Genomic DNA, 20,765 nt, shown 5'->3' on the forward strand with positions numbered 1-20,765 from the left:
TCATAGTGGTGGTTGCCATAATTTTGATCGTGGTTCTCGCCTCACCCAATCCGTTCCTTTGAGTTTTATCCTTGGTGGGTCTCAAAGTATCGCGATATCTCAGCTTTCGCCCTTGGCTCACAAGATTAGTTTGCGATTTCGTACATTGCCGGATTTGACGTTTTCGCGTTGCAGCGGTGGAGACGAACAATCCGCTTTAGGCGACACTTCTCATACAATAGGGAATCATCTTTCTTATTCAAACAAGCGTAGCTCCCGGCGCTCTTCGCCGGAGACCAGCACTATATTCGTCGTTTGTATTTGGGCGACCATCCACCGCTCGACTTCGTCTCCCACGCTCAATCCGGTAGCGGGCTGCTGATCCACACGCACCCACGCGCGGTCAATTGAACCGTCTCTGGTTATGCCTAAAAGCGAAATCTGCGGCTCACGTGGCGGCGGTGGTGGCGGCGGGGCATCTTGTTGGGTACGTGTCTGCACCTCAGCATTGGGGCCAATTAGCTCTTCGGTCGGCCAGACAATCGGAACTGCCAACGCGACCTCTGAAGCACTGACATTCTCACTTAAGGGAAGGTCACCTTCTGTTACGCCGACAGGCATCACGTAAATGCCAGCCGCTGCGAGAACGAATGCTGACGAGATGATCATAGTCGCGCGATAATTCATTCCGGCCGCCAGCCCTGATACCCGATGGCATCAATCTCAAAGAACGGCTCGTTTTCCATTTCCACGCGTCGAAGTTGGAACTGTTCATATTCCAGGTTTGGCATTGCTTCGTTGAGCGCTGTCAGCATTGCGCGCATCTCGCTCTCATCGCCCCGCCAAAGCCATTGCAAACGAATTATCGCGCCTGCTGGACTGCCCTGCACGCTCAGAAGGGCACCGCCGCCTTCATCGACCGCTGCCTGCAGCGTCGTTTGCATATGACTGGAAGCCACTGAGGCGCTTTCTGCCGGAATCGATTGGCGAATTTGCTGGTTGCTTATTTCCTGACGCTGATGCTCCAGCGTTGCAACGATTGTGGTGAGGCCATCCAATCGTTGAGCATCGCTAGATGAAGAGGAATAGCTGGAGACGCTGCTGGCGATGCTTGTGATCGCCGCCGACAGCGCTGCCAAAACAAGAAGGCCAAGCACCAATATAACAGTCGCGCGGCGCAGTGTTGCGAGCGTCATGGCGCACCTCCATCCAGCATTGCCACTAACCGGATCTGTGACCGGCCTGCACCAGCAGTCTGGCGGGTTAATGCAAGCTCGTTCGTGCCCAGTGCAGAGCGAAAGGCAGAAGCAAACTCTGCCGGGGCACCAGAGACAGGTGTGTTCTCATCGAAAACGACCGTCAACCGGTCCGATGACCATTGATATTGACGCAAGTGCCAGTTGTCGGGTTTGGCGTTATGCACCCTGCCAAGAAGGTCAATAATCTCTGGAATTGAGATAGACGTAGTAGCTGGCTCCGCGCTTTGAGCCGCATCCAGTTGCTCTCTCAATGTCACAGCCTGAGACATATAGGCTGTTTCCTGTGCTCGCAGCGCCTGATTCCGACGGTCGAGCCAGTTCTCGACGCTGAAAAGAAACAGCAAGATCGAAGATGCCAGAATGAGCAACATACCGATACGGGCAACCCAGTTGCGCCGCCAACGGGCGCTCTGCTCCGGCAAGCGAAGCAAAACGTGCTTTCCACTTGGCGAAGAAATGCGAAAGCCCTCGGCTTTCCTGCCTGAGACAAGCGCTTCCAGTTCGCTTTTTCGCGCCATCGCGACATGCCAATTTCCGTCGCCCTCGGCGGTCACCAATCCATGTATCAATTGTTCAGGAGTGACGGGAGCGTGGCGGTCGATCTGATATGCAATCGCGGCCTTTGCTTCAACGGGATCATCTGTAGGCAAGCTTACATCTGCAAAGAAGGCTGCACCTTGATCAAGGTCTAGCACATGTCGGCGGAGCGGCGCCCGGCCGACCATTGACAGCGCCCATTCAAGAGCATCTTCAAGAACACCAAACGCTGCATCAATCGCCCTGATTGCTCCTCCGGTCATGGGGTTCCACTGGTCCATCAATTGGCGGCCCCGAGACAACGTCGAGAGATTGCATCATAGGAACATGGCAAGGGTATACGCCCCTGCAGCCTGGCTGACGCGATGGAATGATCACCATCCTTCAGGAATATGCTCGCGGCCGCTTCATCATAGTCCAGCCGCCAACCGGACGCTGGTTCCGGCAGCGAGATCGTCACAGGAATTTGCCGGTTCCAGACGAGCGACCGGGCATCCGGATCAAGGAGAAGACCTTGATCAGACGTCGTCAGCAACGTTTGTGTACCATTCGTCTGCTCAAGCAGGCGCCCATCAACCTCATCGGCAAAACCGGCCAGCACAGCCTCGATTTCGCGTATCGCAGTCAGATCACTGCGAAGCTCGCGCATCTGAAACCATCCTCGGACAAGCGTGCCGATATGATCTGTCGCCAGCAGGAAAACGAGCCCGGTCAAACTCAAAGCAATCAGTACCTCCATTAGCGAGAATCCGGCACGATGATCTGCCGCCTCGCGCTGAGCAGTCTTGTCCGATTTCCCCGTTGCCATTGGATTTCAACCCTGACTTCTTCAAGACGAACAGGCGCTGACGCCACCCGCCCGGAATCTAATACCTGACGTACTACCCGCCACTCTCCGACAAGCCCCTCTGCGGCGTCAATACGTCCCTCTCCTGCCTCACCGGCAATCAAAAGCTCATTGAGAAGGCGACGAGCCAGACTTTCATTCTTTGCGTTTTCCATCCGGATCAAAGAGGATGAAACCACAGGCGATGCACCCGCAATGGCAATCGATAACAACATCAGCGCCACCAGCACTTCAATGAGAGTAACGCCCGACCTGGTATCCCTCTGCTGGCAGTTAGCTGCGCTCATTGAGTCAACGTGTTTGGCAATGAGGCCAACGTCGAAAAGACGGTCGCAACAATAGCGCCTATGACGCCGCCCAGAATGATGATGATCAATGGCGCAGCCAACGCTGCGGCACGCTCCAGCTTCTGGCCTGCGCGATCGACGAGTACATTTCCAGCTTCGAGTATCAGCGGGGCGGCAAGACTGGCTTTATCACCAATCCGGGTGGCGCGGGCGATCAGATCGTCTTCACCTAGCGCTTCAGCCAGCGCATCAGCTTGTGTGCCACCCGCACGCACTTCTTCGGCCGCTGCATTCAGGCGGGCTTTCAAAATGGTGTTTGACAGCGCATCAGCCGCTTCTGATATCGCCTCCGCTGCGGGAGCCCCGGAGGCAATCAGCGCACCATAAAGGCGTGCAAAGAGTGCCGTCTCGCTGGTCTTTGAAAGTCCAAGGCCTATCGGCGATAGCGATATCCGGTCCCGGAGATGTCTCAAGAAAGCCTTCACGTCGGGAAAGCGCGACAGAACAAGTCCGCCGGCCATTAAAATAGTCAGTATTGTGATCATAAGCGGCAGGGCGTCCGAAATCGCAAACAGGACACGCGCACTCCCGGTGAATTCACCTGCTTGCTCTAATACAGGCCGAAGCGTTGGCAGCACATACAGAAAAAAGATGGCCAGAACGCCAAAGGATGTGACGGACACAGCCGCCGGATAAAGCATCAGCGTGGCGAACCGGGATCTGAACTGGGCCGTCGAAGCGAGCACCGGTGCCACAGAGCGAAGCGCCTCTGACAAGTCACCGCTGCGCTCGCCGGCTCGAATCGCTGCCGCCAGCACTTTGCCTGCCGATCCCTCCAGCGCATCAAAAGCCGCACCCGGACCTGCACCATCGCCCAGCTTTCGGGCGGCCTGATCGAGCGCCGCCCGGGTCGGACCGTGCTGTTCAATATCTGCAGCCAGTGAGAGCGCCGTTTCCAACGGCAGACCCGAGGCTGATAGCCGCGCCAACTCTCCTGCCAGCCGCGCGGACCGTTCATAGGATAAGGCTGCCGTCGCGTTCTTGACCGGCTTGACCGACAAGGGCGTCAAACCCCGCGCCAGCAATTCATCGAGCACGTGCTGACGATCGGACAAATCCAGAAGCCCGGACAAGCGCCGCCCTTCCGGACTACGCGCCGTGTAGCGCCACGCCATCAATTTGCCTCCAACGCGCGCAAGACTTCTTCACGTGTCGTCTTTCCAAGCGCGACCTTGGCAAACCCATCGGCCCTCATGTCGGATATGATGTGTTTTCTAAAATCGGGGATAGGCGCACGGTCCCGGATCAGGGCCTGCACCGCCTCAGATATCTCCAGCGTTTCAGAAATCACCAAGCGCCCCGTAAATCCGGCTCCGCCACACGCTGCACACCCGACGGGTTTAAATTCGGACGAAGCCGATGAGACCGGTTCTTTGCAGGCCGCACATAGTTTTCGAACCAGTCTTTGCGCGGTCGCGGCTGTCAGAGTGGAGGCGATCAGATAGGGTTCTACGCCCATTTCGATCAGGCGCGCAGGCACAGAGGCTGCGTCATTGGCGTGAAGGGTGGATAAGACCAGATGCCCGGTAAGAGCAGCCTGCACAGCCGTTTTGGCGGTGTCCGCGTCGCGAACTTCTCCTACCAGGATCACATCGGGATCATGACGCAGGAAAGCGCGTAGCGATTGGGCAAAGCCCAGCCCGGCTTTTTCATCAATTGTCGTCTGATGAATATCCTCAAAGAAATACTCGATCGGATCTTCAACCGTGACGATTTTCTTTTCCGGCGACCGTAACGTGTTCAATGCCGCATACAGCGTGGTGGTTTTACCGCCGCCTGTCGGGCCTGAAACAAGGAAAAACCCTTGGGGCCTGTCGATAGCCGCCCGAACGCGAGAAATCTCTTCGGGTGCAAATCCCAATGCTGCAAAATCAAGCGCTATGTCCGAGCGATGAAGCAGGCGGATGACGGCCCCTTCACCCCAGGCTGACGGGATAATAGAGAGCCGCACATCAACCGGATGTCCGCGTGCCGAGATCGTCAGCCGCCCATCCTGAGCGCGGCGATGGTCTGATACATCAAGATCACTCAATACCTTCAAACGGGCAATAACCCGATCCGTGAGGTCACCCGACAGACGGTCATGATCGTGCAATCGTCCATCCACACGAAAGCGGATAAGGCCGCCATTGCTTTTCTTCTCAATATGAATGTCGGACGCCCGGGCATCGACCGCTTCTGCGGCAAGGCTTTCAACCAGACGAACGGCTGGTGCATCGGTGTTGAGATCCTTCAAGCCCGCCTGATCATCGGTCCAGCGCGCGCCTTTTCGGCCTGCCCCGCCATCAATCTCGACCTTTTCTCCATAGAGACGTTCAAACGCGCGCCGCCAGTCATCAAAACCGATCAGACGGGCGATGACAGCCTTACCCCTCGCGAATGCGATGCCTGGTATCGCGTCCGAGATTGCAGGATCAACCAGCGCGACCTCGATGGAGTTATCATCTTCGGCCAGCGGCAATATTCGCCGAGATTTCAGGAATGCGGGATTGATCACGTCGCCAATGGGTGCGGCCGGCAAATCATCGGCCTTCACCGCTGACAGTCCAGACAGCGTTTCCAGCGCCGCAACCACCTTGCTGTCCGGCCAGAGACCCAACCGGCTGATCACGATGGGCAGGCTGTTTTTTGATTGCCGGGCCGCGTCTTTTGCGCGCCGCAACGCCTCGGGCGACAATCCGCTATCGAGCAACAGGCTGTCCAGATTATGGCTGCTGGCCTCAACCATATGAACGCTCATCGGTTTCAATGGCAGGGCAGGCGTCGATCGGGGCAGCATGGGCTCGAAATTCGTGCTCATGTATCCAGATTGGATCGGAGTTGTCGCCCGACAAACGGAAAATCACAAACATCTCGAATGCCCAACCTGTATCGCGCTGTTCGATCAGGGTCATTTCATAGACGCCGCCGGTGGAAAGTTGGAGCGGTGCTGAATTTTCGGCTGACTGGTCGGTATACCCGAAGGCGGCCTGGAGCCAGGGCGAGGCGCTGTCCAATTGCGGCGCAGATTGTCCGGACGCGATGGTCAAATGCTGGATCAGGCAATCGGCAAGCTCGGGCGTAACACCCAGAACATCGCGCATCTCTTCAACATTGCGAAAAACCGCATTGGCCGGTCCTTCCAGACCCGCGCTGCGATACTCGTTTTCCTCCGCCCCGTTCAGGCGAACCAGATCGTCGGCATCGCGCCAGTCGGCTATGGCATCTGCAATGGCATTGGCGTCATCACCCTCGGCCCCCGCAGCCTCCAGCAGGGTCGCCAGCACAAAAGGTGAGGCAGTATTGAGATCAATACGCGCCATGGGCGATGTCAGGATGATTTGCACCGGTCCCCGGTCTGTTTCGACCATAAAAGGTTCACTCAGAATCCGCGGCTGTGACCGGGGCTGATCGCCGCCCAGCTCGAACACGGTTTGAGCAAAGGCTGTATCAAGCGCTGCTCGCGCCAATAGGCGCTCGGTCGCTTGTCGTTCTTCATAAGCGGTATCGCTGGACAGGCGGATCATCATGATCGCAATGCCGGCAATGGTCAGCGATATACCGAGCGCAGAAATCAGCGCTGCACCCCGCCGAGGGTCGCCCATCGGATCAATTGGCTTCGTCATCACCAAAGCCGGAAAGCTGCAAGCGCTCCAGACGCGCCCGCATGGCCCGCGTGGCTTCTGCCGCATCTTCATTCGAGCGGATAACGCGCGGGGTGAGGAAGATAATCAATTCGGTTCGCCGAACCGTGTCGGTTCTGTCCCGGAACAGATTTCCCAGCACGGGCATGTCCTGCAAATACGGCACGCCCGATTGAGAAAGCGTCCGGGTAGAAGAGATCAATCCGCCGAGCGCGACCGTCTGACCATCGCGCACCGAGACCGTGCTTTCAAACTGGCGCTGCTGGATGGTCGGGGAATCAATACCCGATGTTGTGGTTTCGGCGACCGAAGACACTTCCTGGGAGACCTGCAACTGCACCATGCCATTGGCGCTGATCCGGGGTGTGACGTTCAGGACAACGCCGGTATCGCGAAACTGGACCGAATTGACGATGGGTGCATTTGGATCAGATATCGACACTGCACTCTGGGTGACGACGGGCACCTGATCACCCACTTGCAGGCTGGCGGACTGATTATCCAGCGTCATGATTTGGGGAGAGGAGATGATCTCGACATCGGTGACTGAAGCAATCGCACTCAGCGCGACCCGGACATAATCGGAGTTATACGTGTAGGCAAAACCGGGAAAGCGCGCGCCAACCCCGCCGCCAGAATTATCCGTACTGGTCGCGCGGCCCCCATCGCGCGTATCCAGAAACCATTGCACCCCGTAGCGAAGATCATCATTGAGCACGACCTCGGCAATCATCGCCTCGATCAAGACTTGATCGGGCGCTTCATCGAGAGAGGCCGCCGCCTCGGCAATGGCGCTGAACGTCTCCTCATCGGCAATAATCAAAAGTGCATTGGCATCGGGGTCGGCATCAATGGTGATGTTGCTCGCGCCATCGCCATCGGAAAACAGGCTGGACAGACGCTCGGCCAGGCGCTCTGCATCTGCATTCATCAGCTGCAAAACCCGCACCCGGCGACCGCGATCAACGCGCACGTCCAGACGCTCAATCCAAGCCCCCGCCTGTTCTATGCGGAAGGATCGCTGCGCGATGGCCACCACGGCGTTAAGGCGCGGCAAAGGCACAAATTCCAGCTGCGAGCCAATCGGGCCATCCGGCCCGCCAAAAAGCGTGGTCAGCTCGTCAATCAGATCCACCGGGTCGGTATGATCGAGCTGGAACAGCGCAAAAGACATCTCCGACAACCAATCAACGTCAAAGAGCGCGATGGTTTCCAGCATCACTTCCAGCTGGGAGGGATCGCCCGACAGGATCAGGATTTGGCGTTGCGCATCGGCGAGCGAAACTGTTCCGCCGTTGGATGTGAAGGGTTGCAGCAAGCGGCGCATTTCCTCAACCGGCACATATTCCAGAGGAACGATGACATGACCAAAGCCGGGCGGCAGGCCTTCACCCACAAGTCGTGGACCGCTGGTAAATTCTCGCGCGCGATTACGTTGCGTGATGAAGTATGTGCCATCGGATGTTTCAACGAGGCGAAAATTGGACAGCTGTAGAGCGCGGTCCAGAGCTGCGGGAATATCAGACGGTGCAACCGGACGCGCGGAACGCAAAGTGACATTGCCGGAAACCTGTGGATCGATCACATATTGTGCACCGAGAATATCGCCCAAGACCGCCGATGCGATCTCGGCAATTGGCGCATTCTCAAACGCCAGCGTAATGCCATCCGGACCAGTCGCAGTATAGGCTTGGCTCGCGCGCTGAGTGTCGAGAAAGCGGCCATTGCCGGTAGCGCGGAACAGATCGGATTGGGAGGGGCGAGTATCGATATTGTTCTGGCTTTGGGTGGTGGTTTCGGTGCTCGTATCGGTCGCCTCATAGCCAAGCGATCTCATGGGCGATGTCCGCGTTGACGGCGTGGAACAAGCCGCCAGCAGGCTGAGCGATGCCAGGCCAATCGAAACTGAGGTGAGGCGCTTAGCTACCGCATACTTTACACCTGCTCGTTCACGAATTTGCATACACATCCACCCTGCGAAACTGCGTCACTAAACGCGCAACCCATCCAGGTAAGAGCTAATCGCGACCGCCAAATTTATTCAATTGCAGGCTGCGGCGTTGTGCACAGGTGATTGTGGGGGATGAGCGCGGAGTATCAGTGAGCAACAAAGGAAACTGAACAAACCTATCACTGCAAGGCGGATAACCTCGGGCGATGTCTTGAGGTAGCGAAATGGGTTTTTCATCCAAATAAGCTACAAAAGCCCGACTCCTTGCTCAACCGGGCTTTTATCTGACAAGGCCGTTTAATCTGACCATGCTCCTCTGACGGTGCCCCTAATTTCTTCGGAATAATATTCCAGCCAACGTTTCAGTGGGCTCTCTCCCTCTGGAACCGGCTCGAAAACCGTGAATTTCCCATCTTCCATTATTACAATGTAATCTTGATCCGGCAAAGTTACTGGGATCAAATTGCAATCTGAACTGCTGCGTCCGGAATACCCGTATGTGTTTGGTCGGCTGGCATAATTCCAAAAAAAAGAGGGACTAACATGCGCATCATATCGCGAATATGTGAATTCAATTGCTGCAGCTGGATCGCTTGGGTTGGCCCGCAAGATGTCAATTTCACCGCGCGTTTCCCCAAAATAGGTTTCGATGACATCAAAGCCTACACTTCCCAAAGCTGCCGAAACTTCGCGCGAAGATTGTCGAACAAGAAAGGCGTCATCACCTGCCCTCAGCATGTCAGAAAGAGACCTTCGATATTGATAGAAATCGCAATGCGAAACCAACTCATATGTTCTCATCGACTGTTCGGAAGAAGTCGGCAAACCAAAAACAGGAACCCACAGAAATGCGGAAATAAGTGCATATTTCATCGTCAATCTCCCAGAAAATCATTGATGGTTTTGGGTGGCGCTGGGCCAGATGGGGTCACGGACATGGGTGGGGAACCATCATAAACTTGACGTTCTACAGGAACTCCGAGAAAATTTCGCAAATTATTTTCTGCGTCCAGCGGGTTCACCTCAGTGTTAGGTGTATCTGGATCTCTATAACCTGATTGGCGCGGTCCCGAAAGATTGTCAAGAACATGACCGCCTACCTCATGGGCCGTCGATTCAATCGGTCCAAGCGAGTACGATATCGTCTCGCCGGTCTCGGTGTTTACCGCTTCAACCGGGGGGCTTGAGCCGCCAATTTGCACACTCTGATAAACGGTGTTGCCTTCGCCATCCACTATCGGGCGGACAACACTTCCAACTTGAGTTGCATCAAAAGAAAAGGGGACATGTACCCGTTGAGATTCTGCCAACGCGTCCGCAGCAGCCGTTTCTGGTGATAATAGTTTGGTAATTTCTAGAATAACTGTTGCAATAGGACCGGTGCCACACACGCCAACACGATTTCCATCCGCATCAGTACTACACTTCCCACTCGGATCCGTCGCATTCAACGGATCATTCCCGACATAGGCGTAGAGGTTGAACTGATCCGCATAGAGCACCGGATCGGTCTGATAGAAGCGCCCGAGAGCCGGATCGTAGTAGCGAGCGCGATAGTTGAAGATGCCCCATTCGGCCTCCAGACGCCGCCCGGTATAGCGGTATGGATTACCGGAGGCGTTGAACGGCTCCTCCACACCATAAGGCGTGTAGACATATTGCGCCGCCATTGCGCCCGATGAGTTGACCATGGCGATAACATTGCCCTGACGATCAGCGTGATAGGCCTCATAGATCAGACTGGCGCAGACCGAGCCTCCATAAGTCGCTGATCCGTTCAACGTGGTGCAGGTCGTCATATTTGTGGTGATCATCACCACGCGTTCATCCACCGAGACGCCCGGAACATAGCGCCGGATGATCCGGCCCGCATTTGCGCCTTCATCGACGATATCTGCAATCACCATGTCGCCCGCATAAGCATAGCGAAGATTGGTTCTTACGCTGGAGGTGCGAACGATCTGCCGCCCATCCGGGTCATAGAGGAAGGCGGAAGAGGCTGCGGGGCCCATAGCCTGCCGCCAGCCACCATCTGTGCCGCTGCCCTGTGATCCGGCTCCAGCGATGGCCGTCATACGGTTCATCGAGTCGTGGAACATGGCCCGGTATGGCGTATTGGAAAGATTGCCGTTTCCATCATAAAGGAAGCCGCCCTGACCATCATGACCCGCCCAACCCAGCACTCGATCGTTGATAGGCTCAACGGTGAAGTTACGTGACCAAGCAGATCCGCCGGCACTCCACAACCATCCGTTTTGGTTGACGCCGGTGGCCGTCAATCGCCCGGCCTCGTCATAATCATGCGCGAAGGTCACGGTGGTCGCCGTCCCGCCAATAGACATACCGTGATCGAGACGCACCAGATCACCATCGGCCTCAAACGCATAATCAATCGAGGACGTACCCGTGCCGACACCGCCGAAGAAATCAACGCGGGTGCGCCGGCCAAGCGTATCGTAGGAATAGACCGCCAGCGTGAGCTCGCAGGTGCCGTTTGCGTCCGCGTCTTCACAGACGGACGTTAAGCGACCCGCCCCATCATAGGCATAGCGCGCCACCCAGCCATCAGGCCAGATGATGGCGGTGCGATTGCCCGCACTGTCATATTCATAGCCAACATTCAGATGCTGATTGAACTCGGGCCGCGACTGGGTTTCCTGCGTCAGACGACCAGCGAAATCATACTCATAATCTGTGGCGCTTTCGGTGTTGGTGATACCATTGCCAGGATCATCATTACCTTCATCCCATTCTGCGCGGGTCCGGGCGCCGGTATCATCATAGGCAAAGTTCATATCGCCTTCTGGATAGACGGAGCGTGTATTGCGGTTGGACGCATCGTATTCAAAATTATGCATCTGACCGGCGCGCGTGATGGTAAAGGCGCGGTTTCCGGCTGCATCATAATCCCACTCTAACGGGTCACCTATCCACCCACCTGAGCCATCGGGAATTGGAAAATCCATCCGGTAGGGACGCCGGTATTCGTCGGTGTACATGACGGTGTTAGGATCGAGATAGTTTGTGCGGCAATTGATATCGCCGATATCATCATTGGGCTGGGCGGGGTCTCGGATATAGTTTCCGCCAAACCAGCGATAGGTCTCGCCCAGTTCATTTCGCCAGGTCGCGCGAGGCTCGCGCTCGTCTGCCGTGCCATATCCGGCAACCGTGCAGAAAGGCTGCCCATTTCCATAATAGGTGAAGACATCGCGCCGCGCAGTCCCGTTATGCGTGGTGCCGTCATAATCGGAGTTGAGCAGACCATTCGCATAATAAAGGAAGCTTCTGATATCGCCGTCGGGGTCGATGATCTGATCAATCCGCCCTGATGCGCGGTATCGAACCTCGGTTGTATTCCAGTCAGAGCCGCTCAAATTACCAGCCGAGCCAGTAACGGTGCGGGCAATATCTGCATACTGAAGACGACTAGAGGCGTCATAGCGAAAGCGAGAGACCGAAGCAGTGGCCGCATCATGATCGGCGCCAGTGAGTTGGGTTAAACGCCGGTCGGCGCGATACGTTCCGCGGGCCCGGCGGCTGGTGGGGTCAGTGACAGTGAGAAGGTTGCCGACATTGTCCCAGGTAAATGTCGTGGTAAGCGTTTGGCCCGAGCCATAGCTCACATCCTGCACCATCATGTATTGCGGAAGGCCATCACCGGAATGATAGGTGCGTGTAGTCTGACGGTTATGCGAGCCATCGACCCGTGTAACCGTCGTGTTGACCCGGCCATAACTTGTGTAGGTTATGTCGGTGCGCTCGCCGGATGGCCCAAGCGTCAACCGCGGCAAACCATCATGGCTCGCAGAGAAACCGCTACAATTGCCGCCCTGACTGGTGTGGTAACAGGTCTCGGACATATTGCCCGCACCGTCATAGGCGCGTGTTGGCAAGGAGTTGAAAACCGAATGCCCGCCAATCGTTGCTGAATATCCATATTCGGCGACAGCGTCGATATAACCCGCCCCGACAAGCGAATAATCAACGATGTGATTGCCGCTGGAATTTGTCTGTGTGAGCTGACGACTGAGTACCGAATTGCCATACTCATCATAAAAGGTGCGCGTATAGGTGTAATGAATATCCGGGTCGTAGAGGTCATAGCTTCGACCTTGCATGACCGGACGGCCTGCCGCGTCAAACTCGGTGTAGTTCATCACATGGGCCTGATCAGTTGTGATGAAATTACGGCCATCGCGATTGTAGAAGTTAAATGTTTCCCAGCTTAATGGATCTCGGGTCAGGGCGCGGGCACCGGCTCCGATATGATACTCTGTCGTCTGACTTTCGCCATTGGTGGCGGTGAGAATGCGGCCATCCTCATCATAGTCAAAAGACACGAAAGCGGCGCTCGGTGCATGCGGGAGGAAAATATCGGTGAGACGAATATATTCCCCTACCAGGTAAAAGGGGGCGTTATTGTTGGGGCTCGCAGAAATAACGTCATAGGCATAACTGGTTGTATTGCCCATCAAGTTCGTCGCGGTCAGCAGGATTGGTTGATTTTGATTTCCAGATGCCAGGGAGCCGGCAGACCCGATTGTGAAATCAACGCATCGGTTGTTCTCGTCGCAAACGTCCAGGCCGCCGACAGAGTAATCGATATCCAATTGCCGGCTGAACGGCGCATTGGATGACACCGTCATATCGCCGCTGGCCCCATAGGTATAGGAAACCACCATACCGGTAGGGAATGTTGTTGAAGAACGGCGGGCCACACCGGGCGTCGCCTCAAGTGGCTGAGTGACCGATGGATCAGCGGGCAAGTTGCCGCCGAAAACAACCTCAAACTCTTCAATCACCCCATTAGCAGAAACGTAAGTAAATTCCCAGTTTCGCCGGTCATAAACTTCCTGGACAACTCTAAAACCAGGGTCTTGAACCTCAAGCCCATACCCACCACCCGCCACGAGCGTTGCCCATTGAGCGTCTATGCCAATAGGCCAGTTTGTCTGGTTGGCTTCGGTGAATATCGATCCCGTGCGCGTCAGAGCAGCGTTTGACCCGGCTTCGGCCTGCCAGACCCCGTCGGGTTGAAGGAAAAAACGTTCCTGAGAATGGCCACGGCGGATGCGGGCTTCATTGTCGAACGTTTCATCTGAAAACCAGTGCTGAACCAGCTGAGCAACAACCGTATCGACGCTGTAATTTGAAGAAGTCTCGATCAACCGCATCGTTGATTCAGCGGCAATGATCATGGCCAGTGCTTGATGTGGACTGTCGCCGCCAAGCGCCGTGTCCATATTTGTACCGGTCCGCAGCTCGACATCATAATTATGCGTCCAACCAGTGCCTAAAGGCGAGCCGCCGCCGTCTGAGGAATAAGTGCGTTGAAAATTAAGGGAATATGGATAACCACCCGCACCCGTTGTAATGTCCGGCGGCGGCGTCACCGTCACACCGCCAGTGCGATTATCCACGCTAAAGCTGGATGCCCAGCTTTCATATGCTTCATCCAGCGCTTCACGGTCGGCGGTCGGAGTTGCAATCGTCTCGGAAAAATTGGCAGCCCCAGAGCCTTTCAAGCGGCCGTCCGCAATAGGCGCAACAGCGACAGATCCATCGCTCGCTATACGATAACCAATATAGCCCTGTGCGCGCGTCGCATAGGCTTGGCTGGTATCAAAGTCCTCGATTGTGCAATTGGGCACGCAAGACATCGTGCCATAAATATTTCCCGTCGGCGTATATTCGAGCCCCGTCCGGACAGAATCGCGCGCCGGACCGATGCGTAAGGATTGCGGATAAACGACGGTGAAGTCCGCATATTCGGACGTCGAGAGGTCTACGCCCAGGCTTCCATTCCAAAGAAAATTATCTGCCGTCGTAAGATTGGATGGCAGAGCCTCGATGAAACGAAGCTGAAGATCGCCCGTTGCCCCACCATATACCTCGCTTGTCGATGAACGGCTGACAAACCAGTCAAACATGGAAGCGGTGCCATTGACCGATGGCGCATCTGTTACAGAGCGGATCTGGGTCTGTTCAAGAGCCGCCAGCGCAGAAGCGTTCGAAATCGCAAATGTGCTTCGGCCTCTAGAATTTGCGTCTCGCTGAGCAAAACCCGTCTGGCCGGCAAAACTCAAAAAGGCCTGGCTACCGGCCAACACGCTGACAGTTCCGGTGGAATTAGAAGACACATCAACCGAAACACCGGCAATCCCGACACGGTGATGTTCAATGGCTCGGCCCTCAGCAAGGCCTTCATAAATATCGGTAGCTTGTGAGGCGGCAGTTAAGAATCCCTCGCCAGCTTCAAGGGCTGAATTAGCCCGGCCACTAATGCTGATGATATCTTCTGGCGGCGGAGAACAGTCACCTATTGGCGGGCAATAATTGGCTGCTGCCCAGGTCAACCGCCCACCCCCCACTAGCGCGCTGGTATTGCGAAGTTGAGCGCCATTTCCGCGATCCCCGAGGCCCAACATGATAAAATTCGGCGCCATGGAATCGACCATAAAATCATAGATCGGACGCGAATATCGCTGCGCGCCAGACGATCCACCATAATAGGGGTGGTGGACGGCGACATTTACAAAAGCCTGGACTTCCAAGCCAATCTGTCCGGAGGCAAGGTTTAATGTGATGGCAGCATTCCCGCCGCCATTTTTTGTCATGACCTGTTCGTCGAGCGTCAAGGTGACTGTGTTGGCATCATGATCATCCCAGATCATGTTTTCGGCAAATAACATGATCCGGCGGCTTGCTAACTCTGCGGCCTGACGCGAGACGGTCATCTCAGGCGAAGATCCACCCATCGACATATACACGCGAATATGCACCCAGCTTCGAAAAGCATCGGGAATTTCAGCCAACGGTGATCCGTAAGTTGTTGATAGATCCGGATGGGCCGTATTGCGAATGCCCTGATTGGTATGAGTGATAATTTCAGGTTCGATATCGCCAAACCCGCCGACAACCTCTTCAATCGAAAGCGGGGTGTGCGTTGATACACTCATCGCATGAGCTGTCCCCGCATAAGCGGTTTCATTTGAAGCTTCGGCCGTTTCAATCGCGCTTCTAAGGCTGGCGGCTGCCCCGGTCAGGCTGGAGCGAATATTGGATGAAGCGCTAGAGCTATATCCATCAATCTCGTAAACGCTCGACCCCGTCGATGTAACAGAGCGAGTTCCGCCAAAGTTGGAGCGCAGCGTGCTGCCCGACGGTAGCGAGGCCAAAACCGTATCATTGCGGGCGTGAAAGGCTCGCGGTTTAAGGCTGGGATCAAAATCGTAGTTTGTTCCGCCAACATTCACGCGCGCCCAAATATGACGCATGACAACATTGCCAGACAAAGCTCCGGTCGAAGCGGTTGCACAATTATTTCCTGACACGCCAGGCACGGTTGCCGGAATACCGCCAGAAGCCAGAAGCTCGCATGCGCCTCGAATGGATGATGGTCCAAAATAGCTTGTAAACTCTGCAGGCGTCAGGGAGATGTCGCCGATAACATAGTTTGCTGTATAGCCTGCCGACCGCGCCAGTTCGACGAATAAATGTGCCTGATCAAAGGGATTTCCCGCTTCATCGAGCATGGCACCATATGCCCCTTTTGACAGGCCGAAGGTTGGCGTCGTCTCGATATGATTGCGGACATATTCAAAAATACGGTCGATATCATTATCGAGCGCCTCGGCGAGCCGATCCAGTTCGGCATCGCGCGTCAGAACCGTTCCAGAGGAAAATGATGTTGGCGCTGATGAAGCCCCTGTAAGCGGTGTTAGTTGAGGCGCGTCATAGTAAAATGCCGGCGCAACACCATTCGAGCCTGTCCAAACAGGCGTTCCACTTGGCAATGCAGGCGTTTGAGCACTCGCGGCGCCTGCGGCGAGAACGGCTGTCAAGACGGCGGCTTTCAAAAAAGTATGTATCATCTTCATTCCCCGCCTTGCCCATTCCGGCCGCGATTGTCATCACTTTGATTTTCTCGGGCTTCGCGGCGCTGCTGGAGAAGCGCCTCACGCGCCTGAGGCGTCAGTCGAAACCGGACGATCTCGTCACCCCGGCCGGTCCTCACAAAACCGCCCTGTAGCTCACCATCAAACCCTGCAATCTCGCCAGTCTCGCTATCCCGGACGACATTGGCGCATCGCTCCGCAACACACCCTTCCTCCCGGCGCCAGCGGCCAACCGGATTGCCATCCTGATCAACCACGCGTTCCAGGTTCGTTGCCCGGTCAATGACATGGTCGCGCAGAGGCCGGGCACGGCGCTCGCTTCGATCCAGAATGACGGGCGGTTCAGGCGGTGGCGGTAACTCCATTTGCATTTCCGCTGCCCCGGAGGCGTCTTGATGCGCAGAAAAGCTCAGCGCCATGGCAGCCAGTGTCGAGATGATCATAGAGGTGGTCCTCCCCCGCCAATCACAGTGACGTAGACGGTCGCTGTATCCGTGCCGCCATTGCCGTCAGAAATCGTGTAAGTGAAATTGAAAAAGCCCGATGTGCCCGGCGCAAAATACGTCACGGTCGAGCCATTAGTTGACGCTGATCCGCCGGCCGGCTGCGTCACGCCAGTAATCGTTAGAGGATCGCTTTCCGGATCGCTATCATTGCCAAGAACCGCGATAAAAATCGTTCCCCACGTGGACACTGAATAGCCGGTATCATCGTTGGCTGTCGGCGCCTGATTGCTCTGCCCACCGCCACCCGACTCAGCCTGTCCGGCCCCCGTGGGCGTTGCACAGCTTGTGGACGCACCCGTTGTGCGCGCTAGCTGCGTGCGGTTGTCATTATCGTCGTTTGTATAATCAAGGCGCGATCCATCATCGCGTGTGGCGCGTTCCAGTCGCCCAGTGCCATCATAATCGTAACACACCAATTCCTGGGCAACTACCGACGATGACGAGCTCGCAAGCCAAGCCAAAGCCATCGCCAAAATGACCAATAAGCGCATAACGCTCCTCCCACAGAGATTGCAATCAGATCAGTGCAACTCGGTGGGGAATTCAAGATAAATATTCGCGTCAGGGTTACGTGTCTTGTGGAAAACCAATCGCCAAGGTGGGCGGTTGCGAACTATTATTTAAACGAAAACAATGTACTTATCGATCACGTCAATCACAGAGAAAGCGAACGCCTTATTCAACTTGAAATACCATATTTCAGGGTCGATTGCTGCAGCTCGTTTTGAATTCCGCCGCCCAATGGGGAATATGGGCTTGGCGTCATCGGACGCTATTGGGAGCCGACAACGCCCCGCATTTCCAGTAATTTGAGCCCTTCGGATACCGTGCGAACAAGTTGCGGTGCTGATTTTTGACCTTTTTCCATTAGAGCAACGGTCTTTGCTGAGACTCCTAGATACGAAGCCAGTTTTTCTTGTGGCCATCCCAATACACACCGTACCCGATATAGGCGGTTGGCAAGGTCTCCTTTAGGCAACCACTCTGACGTACCCACGAAAGAAATTATGGCGGGCATTTGGCTTACCCGCGGTCGATGTATTCCGCGTTCCCATAAGCCTATGACTTCACTGCTAACTTCAAGCGCCTTGGCGAGCGCCTTCTTGCTCAGGCCGAGCTCTAAACGTTTCTCATATAATTTCCTGCCCACGCCTTCTTGTTGCACTGAATTAATGACGTGCTGTTCCGCCACAAGGCAAATTCTGCGCCGGGGGAAAAAGATTAGCCTATTGAATGTTTTCTGCATGACCGGCGCGCCGTCCTAGGCCTGTCGAACAAGTCTCTCGTCATTGACCGGCGGGCGGGCTATCCTGCCCGCCGGGATGACGGAAACCAATTCAGATATGCCCGCGGCGGATCAAGCCTGCGCCAATTGCGGCGCGGCGCTCAATGGCGACTTTTGCGCGAACTGCGGGCAATCTCGCGATGAGCTCAAGCGTCCGATCATCGGCCTTTTTACCGAGGCGCTGGACGGCATTTTCACCTGGGATGGCCGGTTGCTCACCACCTTCCGGCAGTTGTTTTTCCGGCCCGGCCGGGTGGCCCGGGAATTCGTCGACGGCCGCCGGCGCAGCTATACGCCGCCCATACGGCTCTATCTGATAGTCAGTCTTCTATTCTTCGCCGCGATGGCCGTGTCGCAAATACGGATTGTTGCGGTTAACATTACAGCGGATGAGGCGGGCGAGGCCGGCCTGTTCATCACCATGTTCCAGCCGCCTCGGGAGGAGGCTCCCGTCTTGCTCAGCGAGGACATGCAGGCGCAGGTTCTGGCTCAGGCCGAAGCAAACAACGTCTCCAGCCAAATTCAGGAACTGGTGCTGTTGGCCATGAACAATCCGGATGTCGTGGAGGAAAGAGCGGCCGCCGCCTCCAGTCAGGCCATGATCCTGATGGTTGTCGTCTTCGCTTTGTTGAGCGCCATTCTTCATCCCCGGCGACGCGTGATAGAACACGCCGTCCATGCCCTCTATTTCCACGCGGCGCTTTTATTGCCCTTTGCGGCAATCATCATTTCCGCGATCTACCTGCCGCTGCCGCTTTGGGCCAGTTTAGGGCTGGCGATTGCAACCCTTTTGCTGATGGCGGCCATGATCCTGCTTTTTGATCGCGGGTTTTACGGCTCCAGCTGGCTCGGCGGGGTCTTGCGGCTCATTCCCCTATTGCTCGGCTATGCCTCCGGCGCCATCTTGGTGGCCATCGGGCTGATCCTTTTTACCACAATCTAGCCCGTCACCGCCCTCTTCACTTCAAATTCACGCCAATCATGCCTATATTGGCTTTGTCGGTTCGCCGACTATGACGATAAATGGTGCGTGTAATAACTGAACTGGACCCGGGTGCGATTCCCGGCAGCTCCACCAATTTCCCCCGGCGCTTCGCTAACGTGCTGGATTTATGGGGCTGATCAGGATCGACAGGCAGCTAAAGACGTAACTTTCGTTCGCATGGGTACCGTTAAATGCCCGTTTTAGTAGTTGCAAACGACAACTATGCTGAAGAGGTCGCTCTCGCCGCGTAATGCGGTGCGAGTATCTCGCTTTAAAGTCCTGAGCCCATAGCAAGCTCAGGCGGGGTCCGGGGGCGCCTGGCAACAGAAGCCCCCACTTTCCTTCCCCTTATGGCGCACCCCCAACGGGCCGGGCAGACATGTGGCCGGAGCGCCGCTATATCTGTCTTCCATTCAACGGTCCGGCAAAGCGCCGGATCTTTTCCGTAGATCCGGCGAGGCCCATGACACTCCTGATTTTCTATCTTCTGTTGGCACTGGTTGTTTCCTTTTTCTGTTCCATGGCCGAAGCCGTGCTGTTGTCCGTCCGTCCTTCCTATGTGGCCGCTCTGGCCAAAAAAGGCGGCACGGGTTCGCGGGCCCTCTCACAAATCCGGGAGAATCTGGATCGTCCGCTGGCCGCCATTCTGACGGCCAACACGATTGCCCACACGGTCGGCGCCGCCGGTGTCGGCGCGCAGGCGGCTGTTGTCTTCGGCAGCAATTCGCTGGGGGTGACGTCCGCCGTGCTGACCCTGCTCATCCTCGTGGTGTCCGAAATCATTCCCAAAACGCTCGGCGCGACCCACTGGAAGGCACTGGCGCCTACGATGGCGATCCTCATCCGGGCGCTAACCGGCCTGCTCTTCCCCTTTGTCTGGCTGTCGGAGCGGCTGACCCGGCTGTTGTCGTCGTCGGGGAAACACGCCCAGACCTTCAGCCGCGACGAGCTCTCGGCAATGGCCGCAATCGGGGCCGAAGAAGGCGCGCTGGAAAGCAAGGAGTTCAACATCGTCACCAACCTCCTGCATCTGCGCAAGCTGTCGGTGCGGGACATCATGACGCCGCGTCCGGTGGTTTTCGCTGCCGGCGCGAATATGACCGTACAGGAGTTTTTCGCGAAGCATTCGGACAACCCGTTTTCGCGCATTCCCGTCTTTGACAAGAATTTCGACGATATAACCGGCTATGTGCTGAAAACCGATCTGCTGGTGGCGCAGGCGCGGGACGAGTTCGCCACGACACTGAACGATTTCCGGCGCGACTTTGTTGTTCTGGCCGACACGACCAGCGCGTCGACGACCTTCGACCGCTTGATGCATGAGAAGAGCCATATTGCCCTGGTGATCGACGAATTCGGGACGCTGCAGGGCCTCGTCACACTGGAAGATGTGGTTGAAACCCTGATCGGCTTCGAGATCACGGACGAGCTGGACCGCGTCGACGACATGCAGGCGCTGGCCCGCAATCGGTGGCGTGATCGCATGCAGGCCATCGGGATCGATCCGGAAAGCCTCGGAAAGAAGTAGGATAGAGCCGACTGGCG

Annotated in this window: 16 protein-coding genes and 1 other RNA gene; 3 read left to right on the plus strand and 14 right to left on the minus strand. The window is 56.1% G+C overall.

Annotated features, from left to right (window positions below):
- Positions 1-234: 234 nt before the first annotated feature.
- The 14 genes from P0D52_RS09325 to P0D52_RS09390 form a co-directional block, all read right to left on the minus strand.
- Entirely contained in the window at positions 235-666 is a 432-nt protein-coding gene (locus P0D52_RS09325) for a hypothetical protein (protein WP_394692386.1), read from the minus strand.
- A complete protein-coding gene (locus P0D52_RS09330; protein ID WP_394692387.1) occupies positions 663-1,175 on the minus strand; it encodes a GspMb/PilO family protein in 513 nt (170 codons plus the stop codon). Before P0D52_RS09330 ends, P0D52_RS09325 begins: the two co-directional genes overlap by 4 nt.
- Complete coding sequence (locus P0D52_RS09335; protein ID WP_394692388.1) at positions 1,172-2,056, minus strand: hypothetical protein; 885 nt, start codon at positions 2,054-2,056, stop codon at positions 1,172-1,174. Before P0D52_RS09335 ends, P0D52_RS09330 begins: the two co-directional genes overlap by 4 nt.
- Complete coding sequence (locus P0D52_RS09340) at positions 2,056-2,514, minus strand: hypothetical protein (protein WP_394692389.1); 459 nt, start codon at positions 2,512-2,514, stop codon at positions 2,056-2,058. The genes P0D52_RS09335 and P0D52_RS09340 overlap by 1 nt, the downstream gene beginning before the upstream one ends.
- Positions 2,514-2,909, minus strand: coding sequence for a type II secretion system protein (locus P0D52_RS09345; RefSeq protein ID WP_394692390.1), 396 nt, complete (start codon positions 2,907-2,909; stop codon positions 2,514-2,516). Before P0D52_RS09345 ends, P0D52_RS09340 begins: the two co-directional genes overlap by 1 nt.
- Positions 2,906-4,084: a type II secretion system F family protein gene (locus P0D52_RS09350; RefSeq protein ID WP_394692391.1), complete on the minus strand. Its 1,179-nt coding sequence runs from the start codon at positions 4,082-4,084 to the stop codon at positions 2,906-2,908. Before P0D52_RS09350 ends, P0D52_RS09345 begins: the two co-directional genes overlap by 4 nt.
- Positions 4,084-5,769, minus strand: a complete 1,686-nt coding sequence (locus P0D52_RS09355; RefSeq protein WP_394692392.1) for a GspE/PulE family protein — start codon at positions 5,767-5,769, stop codon at positions 4,084-4,086. Before P0D52_RS09355 ends, P0D52_RS09350 begins: the two co-directional genes overlap by 1 nt.
- A complete protein-coding gene (locus tag P0D52_RS09360) occupies positions 5,690-6,574 on the minus strand; it encodes a general secretion pathway protein GspK (protein WP_394692393.1) in 885 nt (294 codons plus the stop codon). Before P0D52_RS09360 ends, P0D52_RS09355 begins: the two co-directional genes overlap by 80 nt.
- Entirely contained in the window at positions 6,558-8,429 is a 1,872-nt protein-coding gene (locus P0D52_RS09365; RefSeq protein ID WP_394692394.1) for a secretin N-terminal domain-containing protein, read from the minus strand. Before P0D52_RS09365 ends, P0D52_RS09360 begins: the two co-directional genes overlap by 17 nt.
- Before the next feature lie 411 nt (positions 8,430-8,840).
- Positions 8,841-9,416, minus strand: a complete 576-nt coding sequence (locus tag P0D52_RS09370; RefSeq protein ID WP_394692395.1) for a hypothetical protein — start codon at positions 9,414-9,416, stop codon at positions 8,841-8,843.
- Positions 9,417-9,418: 2 nt separating this feature from the next.
- A complete protein-coding gene (locus P0D52_RS09375; protein ID WP_394692396.1) occupies positions 9,419-16,420 on the minus strand; it encodes an RHS repeat-associated core domain-containing protein in 7,002 nt (2,333 codons plus the stop codon).
- Positions 16,421-16,422: 2 nt separating this feature from the next.
- The gene (locus tag P0D52_RS09380; RefSeq protein WP_394692397.1) at positions 16,423-16,887 is read right to left on the minus strand and encodes a hypothetical protein; all 465 of its coding nucleotides are present in this window, start codon (positions 16,885-16,887) and stop codon (positions 16,423-16,425) included.
- A complete protein-coding gene (locus tag P0D52_RS09385; protein ID WP_394692398.1) occupies positions 16,884-17,441 on the minus strand; it encodes an Ig-like domain-containing protein in 558 nt (185 codons plus the stop codon). The genes P0D52_RS09380 and P0D52_RS09385 overlap by 4 nt, the downstream gene beginning before the upstream one ends.
- Positions 17,442-17,722: 281 nt before the next feature.
- Positions 17,723-18,196, minus strand: coding sequence for a helix-turn-helix domain-containing protein (locus P0D52_RS09390; RefSeq protein ID WP_394692399.1), 474 nt, complete (start codon positions 18,194-18,196; stop codon positions 17,723-17,725).
- Between the two features lie 97 nt (positions 18,197-18,293).
- Here P0D52_RS09390 and P0D52_RS09395 point away from each other — a divergent pair, with 97 nt between their 5' ends.
- The 3 genes from P0D52_RS09395 to P0D52_RS09405 all read left to right on the plus strand — a co-directional run bounded on the left by P0D52_RS09395 (position 18,294) and on the right by P0D52_RS09405 (position 20,748).
- Entirely contained in the window at positions 18,294-19,178 is an 885-nt protein-coding gene (locus tag P0D52_RS09395) for a DUF3667 domain-containing protein (protein WP_394692400.1), read from the plus strand.
- A gap of 16 nt (positions 19,179-19,194) precedes the next feature.
- Positions 19,195-19,558: a transfer-messenger RNA gene (gene ssrA / locus P0D52_RS09400) on the plus strand.
- A gap of 125 nt (positions 19,559-19,683) precedes the next feature.
- Positions 19,684-20,748: a hemolysin family protein gene (locus P0D52_RS09405; RefSeq protein ID WP_394692401.1), complete on the plus strand. Its 1,065-nt coding sequence runs from the start codon at positions 19,684-19,686 to the stop codon at positions 20,746-20,748.
- Positions 20,749-20,765: the final 17 nt, after the last annotated feature.

Origin of the sequence: Hyphobacterium sp. (assembly GCF_043584775.1) — a bacterium.
GTDB lineage: Bacteria > Pseudomonadota > Alphaproteobacteria > Caulobacterales > Maricaulaceae > Hyphobacterium.

Coding starts and splice junctions, on each gene's coding strand:
- P0D52_RS09370 (WP_394692395.1), bottom strand. CDS start 9,416: ATGAAATATGCACTTATTTCCGCATTTCTGTGGGTTCCTGTTTTTGGT.
- P0D52_RS09375 (WP_394692396.1), bottom strand. CDS start 16,420: ATGATACATACTTTTTTGAAAGCCGCCGTCTTGACAGCCGTTCTCGCC.
- P0D52_RS09385 (WP_394692398.1), bottom strand. CDS start 17,441: ATGCGCTTATTGGTCATTTTGGCGATGGCTTTGGCTTGGCTTGCGAGC.
- P0D52_RS09365 (WP_394692394.1), bottom strand. CDS start 8,429: ATGAGATCGCTTGGCTATGAGGCGACCGATACGAGCACCGAAACCACC.
- P0D52_RS09335 (WP_394692388.1), bottom strand. CDS start 2,056: ATGGACCAGTGGAACCCCATGACCGGAGGAGCAATCAGGGCGATTGAT.
- P0D52_RS09355 (WP_394692392.1), bottom strand. CDS start 5,769: ATGAGCACGAATTTCGAGCCCATGCTGCCCCGATCGACGCCTGCCCTG.
- P0D52_RS09325 (WP_394692386.1), bottom strand. CDS start 666: ATGAATTATCGCGCGACTATGATCATCTCGTCAGCATTCGTTCTCGCA.
- P0D52_RS09380 (WP_394692397.1), bottom strand. CDS start 16,887: ATGATCATCTCGACACTGGCTGCCATGGCGCTGAGCTTTTCTGCGCAT.
- P0D52_RS09395 (WP_394692400.1), top strand. CDS start 18,294: ATGCCCGCGGCGGATCAAGCCTGCGCCAATTGCGGCGCGGCGCTCAAT.
- P0D52_RS09345 (WP_394692390.1), bottom strand. CDS start 2,909: ATGAGCGCAGCTAACTGCCAGCAGAGGGATACCAGGTCGGGCGTTACT.
- P0D52_RS09340 (WP_394692389.1), bottom strand. CDS start 2,514: ATGGAGGTACTGATTGCTTTGAGTTTGACCGGGCTCGTTTTCCTGCTG.
- P0D52_RS09330 (WP_394692387.1), bottom strand. CDS start 1,175: ATGACGCTCGCAACACTGCGCCGCGCGACTGTTATATTGGTGCTTGGC.
- P0D52_RS09390 (WP_394692399.1), bottom strand. CDS start 18,196: ATGCAGAAAACATTCAATAGGCTAATCTTTTTCCCCCGGCGCAGAATT.
- P0D52_RS09405 (WP_394692401.1), top strand. CDS start 19,684: ATGACACTCCTGATTTTCTATCTTCTGTTGGCACTGGTTGTTTCCTTT.
- P0D52_RS09350 (WP_394692391.1), bottom strand. CDS start 4,084: ATGGCGTGGCGCTACACGGCGCGTAGTCCGGAAGGGCGGCGCTTGTCC.
- P0D52_RS09360 (WP_394692393.1), bottom strand. CDS start 6,574: ATGACGAAGCCAATTGATCCGATGGGCGACCCTCGGCGGGGTGCAGCG.